The sequence below is a fragment of the Micromonospora sp. NBC_01392 genome (genome assembly GCF_045040125.1).
In the GTDB taxonomy this organism is placed as follows: domain Bacteria; phylum Actinomycetota; class Actinomycetes; order Mycobacteriales; family Micromonosporaceae; genus Micromonospora.
The window spans coordinates 3772768-3786878 of record NZ_CP109549.1 but is presented as its reverse complement, the minus strand read 5'-3'; the positions used below and the strand labels follow the sequence as shown (position 1 = coordinate 3786878).

Sequence of the window (14111 nt, the reverse complement as noted above, 5' to 3'; positions counted from 1 at the left end):
ACGTGGTCGTCCGGCGGACCGGTAGGTCAAGATCGGATCATGACCCTGCCGCCCCCCTCGATCACCACGCCGATCACCGCCGACCTGCTGCGCGGCGCGCTGGACCTGGAACGCACCGCGCACGGCGTGCTGCCGCACCGGCTGCCGGCCCGCGCCCGGGCCCAGAACACCGACCCGCAGGTGACGATGGCGGAGACGATGCCGTCCGGCGTACGCCTGGTGTTCCGCACCCGCGCCACCGTCGTCGAGCTGGACGTGCTGCCCACCAAGATGGTCTACCGGGGCGCCCCGCCGCGCCCGGACGGCCGCTACGACCTGCTCGTCGACGGGCGGCTGGCCGGGCAGGCCACCGCCGACGGCGGCAAGGTGCTCACCATCGACCTGACCACCGGCGCCGTGACCACCGATCCCGGACCGGTCGCCGCGGTCCGCTTCGCCGACCTGCCCGTCGGCGACAAGGAGGTGGAGATCTGGCTGCCGCAGCGGGAGATCACCGAGCTGGTGGCGCTGCGCACCGACGCGCCGGTCGAGCCGGTCGGCGACCGGGGGCGGCGGGTGTGGCTGCACCACGGCAGCTCGATCAGCCACGGCTCGGACGCCGAGAGCCCCACCGCCACCTGGCCGGCGATCGCCGCCGGGCTCGCCGGCGTGGAGCTGGTCAACCTCGGGTTCAGCGGCAGCGCGCTGCTCGACCCGTTCACCGCGCGGGCGATGCGGGACACCCCGGCGGACCTGATCAGCGTGAAGATCGGCATCAACCTGGTGAACAGCGACGTGATGCGGTTACGCGCGTTCACCCCGGCGGTGCACGGCTTCCTCGACACGCTGCGCGACGGGCACCCGGACACCCCGTTGCTTGTCGTCTCGTCGATCCTGTGCCCGATCCAGGAGGACACGCCCGGCCCGGGCGCGGCCGACCTCAGCACCGGCACGCTGCGGTTCGTCGCCACCGGCGACCCGGCCGAGCAGGCCGCCGGGAAGCTCACGTTGCGGGTGATCCGCGCCGAACTGGCCCGGATCGTGGCCGCCCGGGCCGCCGACGACCCGAACCTGCACTACCTGGACGGGCTGGAGCTCTACGGCGAGGCGGACTACGCCGAGCTGCCGCTGCCCGACGAGCTGCACCCCGACCCGGTCGCGGACCGCCGCATCGGCGAACGGTTCGCCGCGCTGGCGTTCGGCGCGGGCGGCCCGTTCGGCGCGGGCGGCTCCTGACACGCCGGCCGGTCGGGACGCTCGCGGCGTCCCGACCCGGCCCGGGTGACGGCGGTGCGGTCGGGTCAGATCCGTCGCCGGCCGTACGTGCCGGCGACGATCGCCACGCCGATCGCGGCGAAGACGACCTGGATGAGCAGCTCGATCCAGTCGACGCCGTTGGTGTCGGCCACGTCCAGCGCGCCCGCGACGACGGTACCGAGGAGCGCGGCGACCACGCCGATGACCAGGGTGAGCCAGATCGGGATGTTCTGCTTGCCCGGTACGACCAGACGGCCCAGCGCGCCGATGATCAGACCGATGATGATGCCGGAGATGATGCCGCCGACGTGCATGATGGCCGCCCTTCCTCAGGGGTGTGAGTCGACCGGTCAATTGCCCGGGGCAACGGAAAATGAAACCGGGTGGCGGGCTGACCGGACCGCCGCCGGTGAGGTGGGATGGGCTGGACCGGACGGCGCGGCACACCGAGGAGGACGCCATGACACACGGCCCGGTGCTGGTGATCGGACTCGACCCGGCCCGGATCCCGGGCTGGGACCCGGCGCCGGTGGTCGCCGCGATCGCGCGCGGCCACGCCCGCTTCGCCGAGCACGGGATCGAGGCCGACCTGTGCCTGGTCGCGCCGGACCCGGACGCCGAACGAGAGATCGCGGCGGCACTGACCCGCCGGGCGTACGCCTGCGTGGTGGTCGGGGGCGGCCTCCGCAAGCACGAGCCGCTGCTGGAACTCTTCGAGCAGGTCGTCAACCTGGTGCACCGGCACGCCCCAGGCGCGGCGATCGCGTTCAACAGCACCCCGGAGGACACCGTGGACGCGGCGCTGCGCCGGCTCGGCTAGGGCGTGTCGCGCAGCGGCCACACCTCGACGACGCCGTGGGCCACCGCGCACGGGGTTCCCGACGCCAGCTCGATCGCCTCCGCCATCGACGCCGCCTCGATCACCGCGAAGCCGCCGATCGGCAGCGCCGAGGTCAGGAATGCCCCGTCGCGCACCTCGGCGCCCGCGCCGTCGGGGTTGCGCACCTGCACCGGCGGGCCGGCCACACCCATCCGGACCCCGGCCGCCCGCAGCCGCTCGTCGTGCGCGTGGGCGGCGTCGCGTACCGCGGGGTCGGTGCGGTCGTAGCCGTCCTGGTCGCCGTACCCGATGGTGATGAACGTCGGCATGCTGCGGGCCCTCCGTCGCGGTTGCGGTCCTCGACCTGCCTACCACGCCCGCGCCGCACCACGGCGCGCCGCGCCCGGCCGGGAGGGTCGAAATCGATTTATCACCATCGATTGACATCGTTATCGGAAGCTCAGTAGCGTGGGCCGGCGGGAGCGGAGGGCACGCTCCCCGTGCGGCACGACACCGGTGTCCGGGTCCCGGTCGGTCGCTCCGCGCCCGCACTCCCGTCCCGTCACCGCGCGTGCCACGGCGACCGCGGTGACGCACGCACCGACCGATCCCCCGCGGAGGACCCGATGATCCGAAGATTTCGACTGTGGAGCGCGGCAGCCGCCGCGATGGTGGCCCTGGCCGCCGCGGCGACGATGGCCACCGGCCCGGCGAGCGCCGAGTCCAACGGGGGCGTCCGGGTGATGCCGCTCGGCGACTCCATCACGGACGGGTTCAACGTGCCCGGCGGCTACCGGACGGAGCTGTGGCGGCGGCTGGCGGCGGACAACTACCGGATCGACTTCGTCGGCTCGCAGTTCAACGGCCCGAGCAGCCTGGGTGACCACGACCACGAGGGGCACTCCGGGTGGACCATCGCCCAGATCGACGCCAACGTGGTGAACTGGCTGCGGGCGACGAACCCCCGCACCGTGCTGCTGCACATCGGCACCAACGACATGTACGGCGACACCAGCGGCGCCCCGGGCCGGCTGGCCACGCTCGTCGACCGCATCACGTCGACGTCACCCACGACCGAACTCTTCGTCGCCACGATCGTTCCCAAGTCCGGCGCGGACACGCAGGTCCGCGCGTACAACGCGGCGATCCCCGGCATCGTGAGGAGCCGGGCCGACGCGGGGCGGCGCGTGCACCTGGTGGACATGTACGCCGCGCTGACCCTCGGCGACCTGGCCGACGGCGTGCACCCCAACGCCGGCGGCTACGCCAAGATGGCCGCCGCCTGGTACAACGCGCTGCGATCGGTCCCGGGCAGCATCAGCGACAGCACGCCCCCGACCACTGCCCCGCCCACCACACCGCCGCCCACCACTCCCCCGCCGACCACCCCGCCGCCGGCCGGCGGGTGCCGGGTGGCGTACACGGTCAACGCCTGGAGCAACGGTCTCACCGCCAGCGTCACGATCACCAACACCGGCGGCGCGGCCGTCAACGGGTGGGCGCTGGCGTTCACGCTGCCGGGCGGGCAGACCATCACCGGCGGCTGGAACGCCTCGTACGCGCCGACGAGCGGGGCGGTGACCGCGCGCAACGTCTCCTACAACGGCACGATCGCCCCGAGCACCTCCGTCGACATCGGCTTCCAGGCCAGCCACTCCGGCAACACGGGCAAGCCGGCGTCCTTCAGCCTGAACGGCGCCCCCTGCTCGGTCGGCTGATCGGCCGCCGACGGACCGTACCGGCCGTCCCGACGCGCCCGGCCGCACCGGCCGGACGCGCCGGGCACGGCGGGCGGTCAGGTCCGCACCGGCGCGTCGGCACGCCGGAGCACCGCCTCCAGCCAGCTCCGCTGCCGCCGCACGTGGACCGCCTCCCCGCCCTCGTGGCCGTTGTACGGGTAGGTGTGCATCTCCCGCAGTGGCGGCACCGGCCGGCCGCCGGCGGCGCCGTACTGGTTGTACGCGGCGAAGCCGGTGCTCGGCGGGCAGACGTCGTCCCGCAGGCCGATACCGAAGTGCGCCGGGGCGGTGGCCCGGCGGGCGAAGGCGACGCCGTCGACGTGGGCGAGCGTGTGCCGGACCGCCGCCTCGACCTCACGGTCGACGGCCAGGTACCGGGCGATCTCGCCGTACGGGGAGGCGTCGGTGAGCTGGACGGCCCGCAGGATGTGACACGCGAACGGCGCGGTGACCAGCACCGCGGCGAGGTCGTCGACCAGGCCGGCGACCGCCAGGGCGAGCCCGCCGCCCTGGCTGTTCCCGGCCGCGACGACGCGCGTCGCGTCGACGCCCGGCAGCGCGCGGACGGCGTCGACCGCGCGGACCGCGTCGGTGATCAGGCGACGGTAGTAGTAGTCGTCCGGGTTCAGGATGCCCCGGGTGGCGATGGTCGGACCGCCCGGGCCGCCGTGCGGGTCGGGAGTGTCGCCGCGGGCGTACCAGCCGCCCTGGCCCCGGTTGTCCATCAGCAGGTGGGCGTACCCGGCCACCGGCCAGGTCAGCCGTTCCCCCGGCAGGCCCCGCCCGCGGCCGTAGCCGGCGTACTCCACCACGGCGGGCAGCGGCCCGTCGACGCCCGCGGGGCGGGTGTACCAGGCCCGCACCGGTTCGCCGTCGAAGCCGGCGTACGTCACGTCCCAGGTGTCCACCAGTCGCAGGCCGGTGGGTTCGGGCCGGACGTCGCAGAGGACCGGGGTCGCGGCGGCCCGGTCGAGCGTGGCGCGCCAGAACCTGTCGAAGTCGGCGGGCTCGGGGACCGCCGGCCGGTACCGCCGGAGCTGGTCGAGTGGCAGGTCGGAGAAGGGCACGGATCCTCCACGGATGACGGGCACATCGATCACCTTGACATCGATCAAGCGATGGCCATAAATTTCCGGAAAGCTTACGGGCCATTACCGGAATTTTCGGCCACGGTGGGAGGGCGCGAATGACATCCGTACGCTCGGATGCGCGGTTCGCCCCGACGGGGCCCGCGACCGCGCCGCAGCCGGACCGCCGGCGCCGCGCCGGCCGCCGCCGGCCCTGGCGGCGGGCGCTGCGGCGGGACTGGCAGCTCTACTCGCTGGCCGTCCTGCCGCTGCTGTTCTTCCTGGTCTTCCGCTACCTGCCGATGCTGGGCAACGTGATCGCGTTCCGGCGCTTCCGGCCCGGTGGCAGCGTGTTCGGCGAGTACTGGACCGGCCTGCGCTACTTCCGGCTGTTCTTCACCGACCCCACGTTCTGGGACGTCTTCACCAACACGCTGGTGCTGGGCGCGCTGACGCTGCTGTTCTGCTTCCCGCTGCCGATCGTGCTCGCGCTGCTGCTCAACGAGGTGCGCAGCCGGTTCCTCAGGCGGTTCGTCCAGTCGGTGTCCTACCTGCCCCACTTCCTGTCGATCGTGATCGTGGCCGCGATGGTCATGCAGTTGCTGTCCGTGGACGGCACGGTCAACCAGGTGGTCGGCGCGTTCGGTGGGCAACCGGTCCCGTTCATCCAGGAGCCCGGCTGGTTCCGGTCGATCTACGTCTCCTCCGAGGTCTGGCAGACCGTCGGCTGGGGCACCATCCTCTACCTCGCGGCGCTCACCACGATCGACGGCGACCTCTACGAGGCGGCCCGGATCGACGGCGCCAACCGGTGGCGACAGACCTGGCACGTCACGCTGCCCGGGATCCGACCGACCATGATGACGTTGCTGATCCTGAACATCGGCACGTTCATGGCGGTCGGCTTCGAGAAGATCCTGCTGCTCTACAACCCGCTCACCTATCCGACGGCGGACGTCATCTCCACCTATCTGTACCGGGTGGGCATCGTCTCCGGGAACCTCAGCTACGCCGCCGCGATCGGCCTGTTCGAGGCCGTGATCGGCTTGACGCTGGTGCTGTCCGCGAACGGGATCTCCCGGCGCGCGGTGGGGACGAGCCTGTGGTGACCCCTCGCCCCACGCGGGGCTACCGCGTCTTCCAGGCGGTCAACGCCGTCGTCCTCACCGCCGTGGTGGTGGTGACGGTGTACCCGTTCCTCACCATCGTGGCGCGCTCGCTCAGCGACAACGCCGCCATCGTCAGCGGGCAGGTCAACCTCGTTCCGCGCGGGTTCAACCTCACCGCGTACCGGGTGGTGACGTCCGACCCGGCGTTCTGGATCAGTTACCGCAACACCGTCGTCTACACGGTGGTCGCCACGCTCATCTCCGTCGTGCTGACCACCTGCTACGCGTACGTGTTGTCGAAGAAGCACCTGCGGGGCCGGACCGCGCTGGTCGGGATCGCCGTGTTCACCATGTTCTTCACCGGCGGCCTGATCCCCAACTACGTGCTGGTCACCAGCCTGGGCCTGAAGAACACCGTGTGGGCCGTCGCGCTGCCCAACGCCATCAACGTGTTCAACCTGCTGGTGATGAAGGCGTTCTTCGAGAGCCTGCCGGTCGAGCTGGAGGAGGCCGCCGCGGTCGACGGGCTGGGCACGTACGGGACGCTGCTGCGGATCGTCCTGCCGCTGTCCAAGGCGATGGTGGCCACGATGGTGCTGTTCTACGCGGTGTCGTTCTGGAACTCGTGGTTCGCCGCGTTCCTCTACATGGACCGGCAGGACCTGCTCCCGGTGACGGTCTACCTGCGCAACCTCATCGTGGGCGCGAGCGACGCCACGCAGGCCGGCGGCGGGCTCGGCAGCGGCGACGACATCGTGCAGGCCGCCGCGACCATCCAGTCCGTGACCATCGTGCTGACGGTCCTGCCGATCCTCGCGGTCTACCCCTTCATCCAGCGCTACTTCGTCTCCGGAATCATGCTCGGCGCCGTCAAGGGATAGCGGTGCCGCCAACCGAAGGGAACACCCATGGTCCAGCTGTCCCGCCGCCAGGTGCTGCTCGCCACCGGCGCGGCCGCCGTCGTCTCGCTCACCGGATGCGGTGACGACGGCCCCGACAAGAAGGACCTCGACCGCAACCGGACCGGCGCGATGGAGAAGTACGGCGTCGGCGACCAGTTCCGGGCCACCGAGCCGGTCACGTTCTCGATCCTCTACAACAACCACCCGAACTACCCGCTCAAGCCGGAGTGGCTGTTCTGGTCGGAGCTGGCGAAGCGGACCAACGTCAAGCTCGACCCGGTCGCCGTGCCGCTCAGTGACTACGAGCAGAAGCGCAGCGTGCTCGTCTCCTCCGGGGACGCGCCGCTGATCATCCCGAAGACCTACCACCCGCAGGAGAACTCGTACGTCTCCTCCGGCGCCATCCTGCCGGTCAGCGACTACCTCGACCTGATGCCGCACTTCGCGGAGAAGCTGGCGAAGTGGAACCTCAAGCCGGAGATGGACACGCTCCGGCAGGAGGACGGCAAGTTCTATCTGCTGCCCGGCCTGCACGAGAAGCCCTGGCAGGAGTACACGCTCGCGGTCCGCACCGACATCCTGGAGCAACTGGGCATCCCGTCGCCGACCACCTGGGACGAGGTGTACACCATGCTCAAGGCGATGAAGGCGGCCCACCCGGACGTCCATCCGTTCTCCGACCGGTTCGGCAAGCCCAACCCCGCCGGCAACCTGCTGAACATGCTCGCCCTGTCGCACGGGCTGCCGGGCGCCGGCTGGAACTACCAGGCCACCGCCTGGGACGCCGGCGCCGGGAAGTACGTCTTCACCGGCGCGTCGGAGCAGTACCGGCAGGTGGTGACGTTCCTGCACAAGCTGGTCGCCGAGGGGCTGCTCGACCCGGAGACGTTCACCCAGACCGACGACCAGGCCCGCCAGAAGCTCGCCAGCGGGAAGTCCTTCGTGATCAGCACGAACGCGCAGACCCTGGTCAACGACTACCGCCCGGACATCGCGAAGATCAACCCGAACGCCCGGCTGAAGAAGATCATGTTCCCGATCGGTCCGGCCGGCCCGGTCAACCCGGCGAGCCGGCTGGAGAACGGCGTGATGATCTCCAGCAAGGCCCGCGAGGGCAAGAACTTCGTGGCCATGATGCAGTTCATCGACTGGCTCTGGTATTCCGACGCCGGCCAGGAGTTCGCCAAGTGGGGCGTCGAGGGCACCACGTACACCCGGGACGCCTCGGGCCGGCGCGCCCCCACCCCCGACGTCGACATCGTCGGGCTCAACCCCAAGGGCACCAAGCACCTCCAGAAGGACTTCGGCTTCGCCAACGGCGTCTTCGCGTACGGCGGCAAGCTGGACCTGGTGCAGTCGTTCTTCTCCCCCGAGGAGATGGAGTTCCAGCGGGAGATGAACGGCCGCAAGCCGGCGCCCTGGGTGACGCCGCCGCCCGCGCCGCTGACCGACGAGGAGCGCGAGCAGACCACGCTCTGGGCGACGGCGCTGAAGGACTACGTCACCCAGAACACGCTCCGGTTCGCGCTGGGCCAGCGCCCGTTGAGCGAATGGGACGCCTACGTCACCGAGCTGAAGGGCAAGAACGCGCAGGCGTACACCGATCTGGTCAACAAGGCGTACGAGCGGTACCGCAAGAACCACGGGTGACCGACGATGCGCCGCACCGTCCCCGACCGGCCCGTCGGCCGGCTGACCGACGCCTGGCGCACCTGCGTGGGCACCGGGCGGTTCGACCTGGCGCTGCGCCGGGACCACCAGGACTCGCTGGCGCTCGTGCAGCGCGACATCGGGTTCCGGCACATCCGCGGGCACGGGCTGTTCAGTGACGGCGTCGGCGTGCACCAGCCGTACGAGTACCGGGGCGAGCGCCGGGTGCGGCACGCGTTCACGTACGTCGACCAGGTCGTCGACGCCTACCTGGAGCGGGGCGTCCGGCCCTTCGTGGAGCTGGGTTTCATGCCGTCGGCGCTCGCCGCCGGGGAGCAGACCGTGTTCTGGTGGCGGGGCAACGTCACGCCACCCCGCTCCTATCCGGAGTGGGGCGACCTGGTCCGCGCCACGGTGGCCCACCTGGTCGACAGGTACGGCCTGGCCGAGGTGCGCGGCTGGCCCATCGAGGTGTGGAACGAACCCAACCTGCCCGACTTCTGGCGTGACGCCGACCAGACCGCCTACCACCGCCTGTACGAGGTGTCGGCGCACGCGGTCAAGGACGTCGACGCCTCGCTCCAGGTCGGCGGCCCGGCCATCTCCCCCGGCGCGGACGAGTGGCTGGCGCCGTTCGCCGAGTTCGTCGCCGCCCGCGACGTGCCCGTCGACTTCGTCAGCCGCCACGCGTACACCTCCGGGCCGGCCCGGCACGTGCCGTTCGGCACCCACCAGACCCTGGCGCCGGCGGCGGAGCTGCTGGAGCAGTTCGCCGCGCCGCGCCGCCACCTGGCCGGGACCGCGCTGGCGGACCGGCCGGTGCACATCACCGAGTTCAACTCCTCCTACCGGCCGGACAACCCGGTCCACGACACCGCGTTCCACGCCGCCTATCTCGCGCCGGTGCTGGCCGGCGGCGGGGACCTGGTCGACTCGTTCTCCTACTGGACGTTCAGCGACGTGTTCGAGGAGGTGGGTGTGCCGACCGCGCCGTTGCACGGCGGTTTCGGCCTGCTCGCCCACCGGCAGCTCAAGAAACCCACCTACCACCTGTACGCGTTCATGGCGCGGCTCGGCGGCGAGGTGCTCGCCCGCGGGCCGGACCACCTGGTCACCCGGCACCCGGACGGTCGGGTCGCGGTGCTGGCCTGGGCGCCGGTCGACGTCACCGGCCGGGCGGCGGCGCCGGCGCGGCACACCCTGGCGCTGTCGGTCCCGCTCGGCCCGCCCGGCACCACCTCGGCGTTCCAGCTCCGCTCGTCGGTGAACGAGGAGGCCGGCAACGTCCGGGCGGCCTGGCGGGAGATGGGCAGCCCGCGCTCGCCCCACCCCCGGCAGCTCGACGCGCTGCGGGAGGCCGCCGAGCCGGCCCGCAGCCACCGGGCCCTGCCGGTCGCCGGCGGGCGGGCCGACGTCGACCTCACGCTCGCCCGGCACGAGGTGACGCTTGTCGAGCTGACGCCGGTGGTGGACGAGACGCCGCCGTGGGACGACGGGCGGCTGCTCGACCCGACCGGTGAGCCGGCCCCGACCGGGGCGGAGCCGTGGTGAGCGGGCCCGGCCGGCGGGAGTTCGGCGACGGGCCGCTGTCGCGGGCCGCCGCGGCCGTGCACATCCTGCTCGTCGTGGAGCTGCTGCTCCTGCTCACCACCGTGCCGGGGCTGGTCGCGCTGGTGCTGCTCGACCGGGACGCCAGCAACCTGCCGCTGGTCGCGGTCTGCCTGCTGCCGGTCGGGCCGGCCGTCTCCGCCGCGCTGCACGCCCTGCGCCACCAGCGCCGGGACCTGACCGACCTGCGGCCCGCCGCCGCGTTCCGGCGCGCCTACCGGGCCAACCTGCCGGGCGTGCTGCGGGTCTGGGTGCCGACGCTGGCGTGGTTGACGCTCATCGCGGTGAACCTGGCCCACCTGCCGGCCGCGGCCGTGCCGGCCTGGTGGGCGGTGCCGCTGGCGCTGGTCGGGGCGGGCGTCGCGCTGGTCGGGACCAACGCCCTGGTGATCGTCTCGCTGTTCGCGTTCCGCACCCGCGACGTGGTCCGGCTGGCCGGGTACTTCCTGGTCCGCACGCCCGGCGTCACGGTCGGCAACATCGTCCTGCTGGGCGCCGCCGCCGGCGTCACCGCCGTCTTCTCCGAGGCGGTGCTCGCGCTCCTGGGCGCGGTCGGCGTGCTGGCGCTGCTCCGGATCGGCGACCCGATGATCGACGTGATCCGGAGGGAGTTCACCGCGTGAGTACCGCTGCCACGGACGACCCGGCGAGCGGCGCGGAGCCGCGGCCGGTGGACACCACCACCTGGCACGCCGCCTGGCTGCCGCCGGAGGCGTTCCGGGCGCTCGGCACCCGGGGCGTCCTGGTGCACGGTTCCGGCCCGCTGGTGGACACCGTGCTGGACGAGGTGACGCGGGCCTGCGCCCGGTACGGCGGCCGGGTGTGGCGCTCCCCGTCCTGGGACGTCGACGCCGACCTGGTGCTCGCGCTGCGCGACGCCGGTCCGCTGGCGAACGCGACCGCCGAGGCGGTCCGCCTCGCCGCCACGTCGGCGGTCAACGGCCGGGGCGACGGCGCGCTCGGCGACGAGGGGTTCCTGACCGCCCGGTCGGCGGGCGTGACGGTGGTGCTGGCCGACGCGCCGGCCGGTCTGCTGTACGGGCTGTTCCACGTGGTCCGGCTGGGCGCGGCGGCGTTCGACGTCGACCGTCCGGCGCGGCGGCACCGCCCGGCGCTGTCCCGCCGGATGCTCGACCACTGGGACAACGTGGCCGTGCACCCGGTGTCGGGTCAGGTCGAGCGCGGCTACGCCGGCGGCTCGATCTTCTGGCGCGACGGCGCGGCGCGGCGGGACACGGCCCGGATCCGGGACTACGGGCGGCTGCTCGCCGCCGCCGGGATCAACGCGATCGCGGTGAACAACGTCAACGTGCACGACACCGAGGCGCGGCTGCTGACCGACCGGCTGGGCGACGTGGCGGAGATCGCGGACGTGCTGCGCCCGTACGGCGTGCGGGTGCACCTGGCGGTCACGTTCGCCGCCCCGGTGGTGCTCGGCGGCCTGCCCACCGCCGACCCCCACGACGACCGGGTGCGGGCCTGGTGGGCCGCCGCCGCCGAGCGGGTGTACGCGCGCATCCCGGACTTCGGCGGCTTCCTGGTGAAGGCCGACTCGGAGGGCCGGCCCGGCCCGTTCACCTACGGGCGCGACCATGCCGACGGGGCGAACCTGCTGGCCGCCGCGCTCGCGCCGCACGGCGGCGTGGTGCACTGGCGGGCGTTCGTCTACAACCACCACCAGGACTGGCGGGACCGGTCGACGGACCGGGCCCGGGCCGCGTACGACCACTTCACCCCGCTGGACGGGCGCTTCGCCGACAACGTGATCGTCCAGGTGAAGTTCGGCCCGGTGGACTTCCAGGTCCGCGAGCCGGTGTCGCCGCTGCTGCTGGCCATGCCGGCCACCCGGATGGCGGTCGAGGTGCAGGTGACGCAGGAGTACACCGGCCAGCAGCGGCACGTCTGCTGGCTCGGCCCCTGCTGGAGCGAGGTGCTGCGGTTCGCGCCCCGGGGCGACGCCGGCACGGTCGCCGACGTGGTGGCCGGCGCACGCGGTGGCGGACTGGCCGCGGTGGCCAGCACCGGGGACGACCCGTTCTGGACCGGGCATCCGCTGGCCCAGGCCAACCTGTACGCCGTCGGCCGGCTCGCCTGGGACCCCCGTCTGGAGCCCGGGGCGGTGCTCGACGAGTGGATCGGGTTGACGTGGCCGCCGGGCACGACGCCCGACCCGGACCTGCTACGGCGGACGCTGCACGAGATCATGGACGACTCCTGGCGCGGCTACGAGCGGTACACCGCGCCGCTGGGCGTCGGTTTCATGGTGCGGCCCGGACACCACTACGGGCCCGACGTGGACGGCTACGAGTACACCGCCTGGGGCACCTACCACTTCGCCGACCGCGACGGTGTCGGGGTGGACCGCACCCGGGCGACCGGGACCGGGTTCACCGGCCAGTACCCGGCGCCCTGGTCGGAGGTGTACGAGTCACGCGAGCGGTGCCCGGACGAGCTGCTGCTCTTCTTCCACCACGTCCCCTACGACCACGTGCTGCACAGCGGCCGTACGGTGATCCAGCACATCTACGACACGCACTTCGCCGGCGTCGAGCAGGTGGAGGCGATGCGCGAGCGGTGGCGTCGGCTCGCCGGCCTGATCGAACCGGCGGTGCACGAACGGGTGGCCGAGCGCCTCGACGAGCAGGTCCGCAGCGCCATCCAGTGGCGGGACCAGATCAACACCTACTTCTTCCGCAAGTCCGGGGTGCCGGACGCGTACGGTCGCCGCATCTGGTGACCCGGCGCGGTCACCACGGGTGCACCGTGCCGTCGGTCAGCCGGTTCACCGGCAGGTAGGCCGGCGCGTACGGGAACCGGGCCGCCGCCGCCTCGTCGATGTCCACCCCGAGGCCGGGCGTCTCGGCGGGGTGCAGGTATCCGTCGGCGAAGTGGTAGCCGTGCGGGAAGACCTCGTCGGTCTCCTCGGTGTGCCGCATGTACTCCTGGAGGCCGAAGTTCGGGATGGCGAGGTCGAGGTGGAGCGCGGCGGCCATGCAGACCGGCGACAGGTCGGTGGCCCCGTGCGAGCCGCTGCGAACGTGGTGCAGCGCCGCGAGGTCGAAGATGCGCCGCAGGTGGGTGAGCCCGCCGGCGTGCACCACCGTGGCGCGGACGTAGTCGATGAGCTGTTCCCGGATGAGCTGGGCGGCGTCCCAGATGCTGGTGAAGACCTCACCGACGGCGATCGGGGTGGTGGTGTGCTGGCGGATGAGCCGGAAGCCCTCCGGCAGGTCGGCCGGGACCGGATCCTCCATCCAGGTCAGCGCGTACGGCTCCAGGCTGCGGCCGAGCCGGGCCGCCTCGATCGGGGTGAGCCGGTGGTGCACGTCGTGCAGCAGCCGCAGGGTGGGGCCGAACTCGTCCCGGACCCGGGCGAACACGCCCGGCACGTGGGCGAGGTACGCCTCGGTGGACCAGGTGGTCTCGCTGGGCAGCGCGGCGTCGGCCGGCTCGTAGAACATCTTGTCGGCGCTGACGCCGTAGGTGCGGGGCAGGCCGGGCACACCGCACTGCACGCGTACGGCGCGGTAGCCGAGGTCGACGTAGCGGGCCACCTCGGCCAGCACCTCGTCGACGCTCTCGCCGTTGGCGTGGCCGTAGACGGTCACGCCGTCGCGGGACCGGCCGCCGAGCAACTGGTAGACCGGCAGCCCGGCGACCTTGCCCTTGATGTCCCAGAGCGCGGTGTCCACCGCCGCGATCGCGCTCATCGTGACCGGCCCGCGTCGCCAGTACGAGCCCTGGTAGAGGTACTGCCAGGTGTCCTCGATGCGGGCCGGGTCGCGGCCGATCAGCAGCGGCACCACGTGGTCGCGCAGGTAGGACGCGACGGCCAGCTCCCGACCGTTGAGGGTGGCGTCGCCGACCCCGGTGACGCCCTCGTCGGTGACCACCTTGAGGGTGACGAAGTTGCGGCCGGGGCAGGTCAGGATGACCCGAGCATCGACGATCCTCATCATCAGGACATTAACAGACATCCA

Annotated in this window: 13 protein-coding genes; 9 read left to right on the top strand and 4 right to left on the bottom strand. The window is 72.5% G+C overall.

Annotation, left to right across the window (positions count from 1 at the left end; all coding sequences use genetic code 11):
- Window positions 1-39 precede the first annotated feature (39 nt).
- Entirely contained in the window at window positions 40-1215 is a 1176-nt protein-coding gene (locus tag OG767_RS16325) for an SGNH/GDSL hydrolase family protein (protein ID WP_405089330.1), read from the top strand.
- A 65-nt stretch (window positions 1216-1280) separates the two neighbouring features.
- Here the strand turns inward: OG767_RS16325 and OG767_RS16320 are convergent, their stop codons facing one another.
- Window positions 1281-1550: a GlsB/YeaQ/YmgE family stress response membrane protein gene (locus OG767_RS16320; protein ID WP_405089329.1), complete on the bottom strand. Its 270-nt coding sequence runs from the start codon at window positions 1548-1550 to the stop codon at window positions 1281-1283.
- Window positions 1551-1696: 146 nt separating this feature from the next.
- On the opposite strand from OG767_RS16320, the gene OG767_RS16315 reads away from it, so the two are divergent.
- Entirely contained in the window at window positions 1697-2056 is a 360-nt protein-coding gene (locus tag OG767_RS16315; protein ID WP_405089328.1) for a hypothetical protein, read from the top strand.
- Here OG767_RS16315 and OG767_RS16310 read toward each other — a convergent pair.
- Window positions 2053-2385: a YciI family protein gene (locus OG767_RS16310; RefSeq protein ID WP_405089327.1), complete on the bottom strand. Its 333-nt coding sequence runs from the start codon at window positions 2383-2385 to the stop codon at window positions 2053-2055. The two genes, OG767_RS16315 and OG767_RS16310, sit on opposite strands and share 4 nt — an antisense overlap.
- A 297-nt stretch (window positions 2386-2682) precedes the next feature.
- On the opposite strand from OG767_RS16310, the gene OG767_RS16305 reads away from it, so the two are divergent.
- Window positions 2683-3774, top strand: coding sequence for a cellulose binding domain-containing protein (locus OG767_RS16305; protein ID WP_405089326.1), 1092 nt, complete (start codon window positions 2683-2685; stop codon window positions 3772-3774).
- Window positions 3775-3851: 77 nt separating this feature from the next.
- On the opposite strand, the gene OG767_RS16300 is transcribed toward OG767_RS16305, so the two are convergent.
- Window positions 3852-4862, bottom strand: coding sequence for an acetylxylan esterase (locus OG767_RS16300; protein ID WP_405089325.1), 1011 nt, complete (start codon window positions 4860-4862; stop codon window positions 3852-3854).
- Window positions 4863-4981: 119 nt separating this feature from the next.
- Between OG767_RS16300 and OG767_RS16295 the strand changes: the two genes are divergently transcribed.
- From OG767_RS16295 to OG767_RS16270, 6 genes are read left to right on the top strand one after another with little or no spacing between them, the layout of a single operon-like run.
- Window positions 4982-5971, top strand: coding sequence for an ABC transporter permease (locus OG767_RS16295; RefSeq protein WP_405089324.1), 990 nt, complete (start codon window positions 4982-4984; stop codon window positions 5969-5971).
- Complete coding sequence (locus OG767_RS16290) at window positions 5968-6852, top strand: carbohydrate ABC transporter permease (protein WP_405089323.1); 885 nt, start codon at window positions 5968-5970, stop codon at window positions 6850-6852. Before OG767_RS16295 ends, OG767_RS16290 begins: the two co-directional genes overlap by 4 nt.
- Before the next feature lie 27 nt (window positions 6853-6879).
- A complete protein-coding gene (locus tag OG767_RS16285; protein ID WP_405089322.1) occupies window positions 6880-8523 on the top strand; it encodes an extracellular solute-binding protein in 1644 nt (547 codons plus the stop codon).
- A gap of 6 nt (window positions 8524-8529) precedes the next feature.
- Entirely contained in the window at window positions 8530-10074 is a 1545-nt protein-coding gene (locus tag OG767_RS16280; protein WP_405089321.1) for a GH39 family glycosyl hydrolase, read from the top strand.
- On the top strand, window positions 10071-10754 hold the full coding sequence (locus OG767_RS16275; protein ID WP_405089320.1) for a hypothetical protein: 684 nt from the start codon (window positions 10071-10073) through the stop codon (window positions 10752-10754). Before OG767_RS16280 ends, OG767_RS16275 begins: the two co-directional genes overlap by 4 nt.
- On the top strand, window positions 10751-12868 hold the full coding sequence (locus OG767_RS16270; protein WP_405089319.1) for an alpha-glucuronidase: 2118 nt from the start codon (window positions 10751-10753) through the stop codon (window positions 12866-12868). Before OG767_RS16275 ends, OG767_RS16270 begins: the two co-directional genes overlap by 4 nt.
- Window positions 12869-12878: 10 nt before the next feature.
- Here OG767_RS16270 and manD read toward each other — a convergent pair whose 3' ends face one another.
- Window positions 12879-14087, bottom strand: coding sequence for a D-mannonate dehydratase ManD (gene manD, locus OG767_RS16265; RefSeq protein ID WP_405089318.1), 1209 nt, complete (start codon window positions 14085-14087; stop codon window positions 12879-12881).
- Window positions 14088-14111 lie beyond the last annotated feature (24 nt).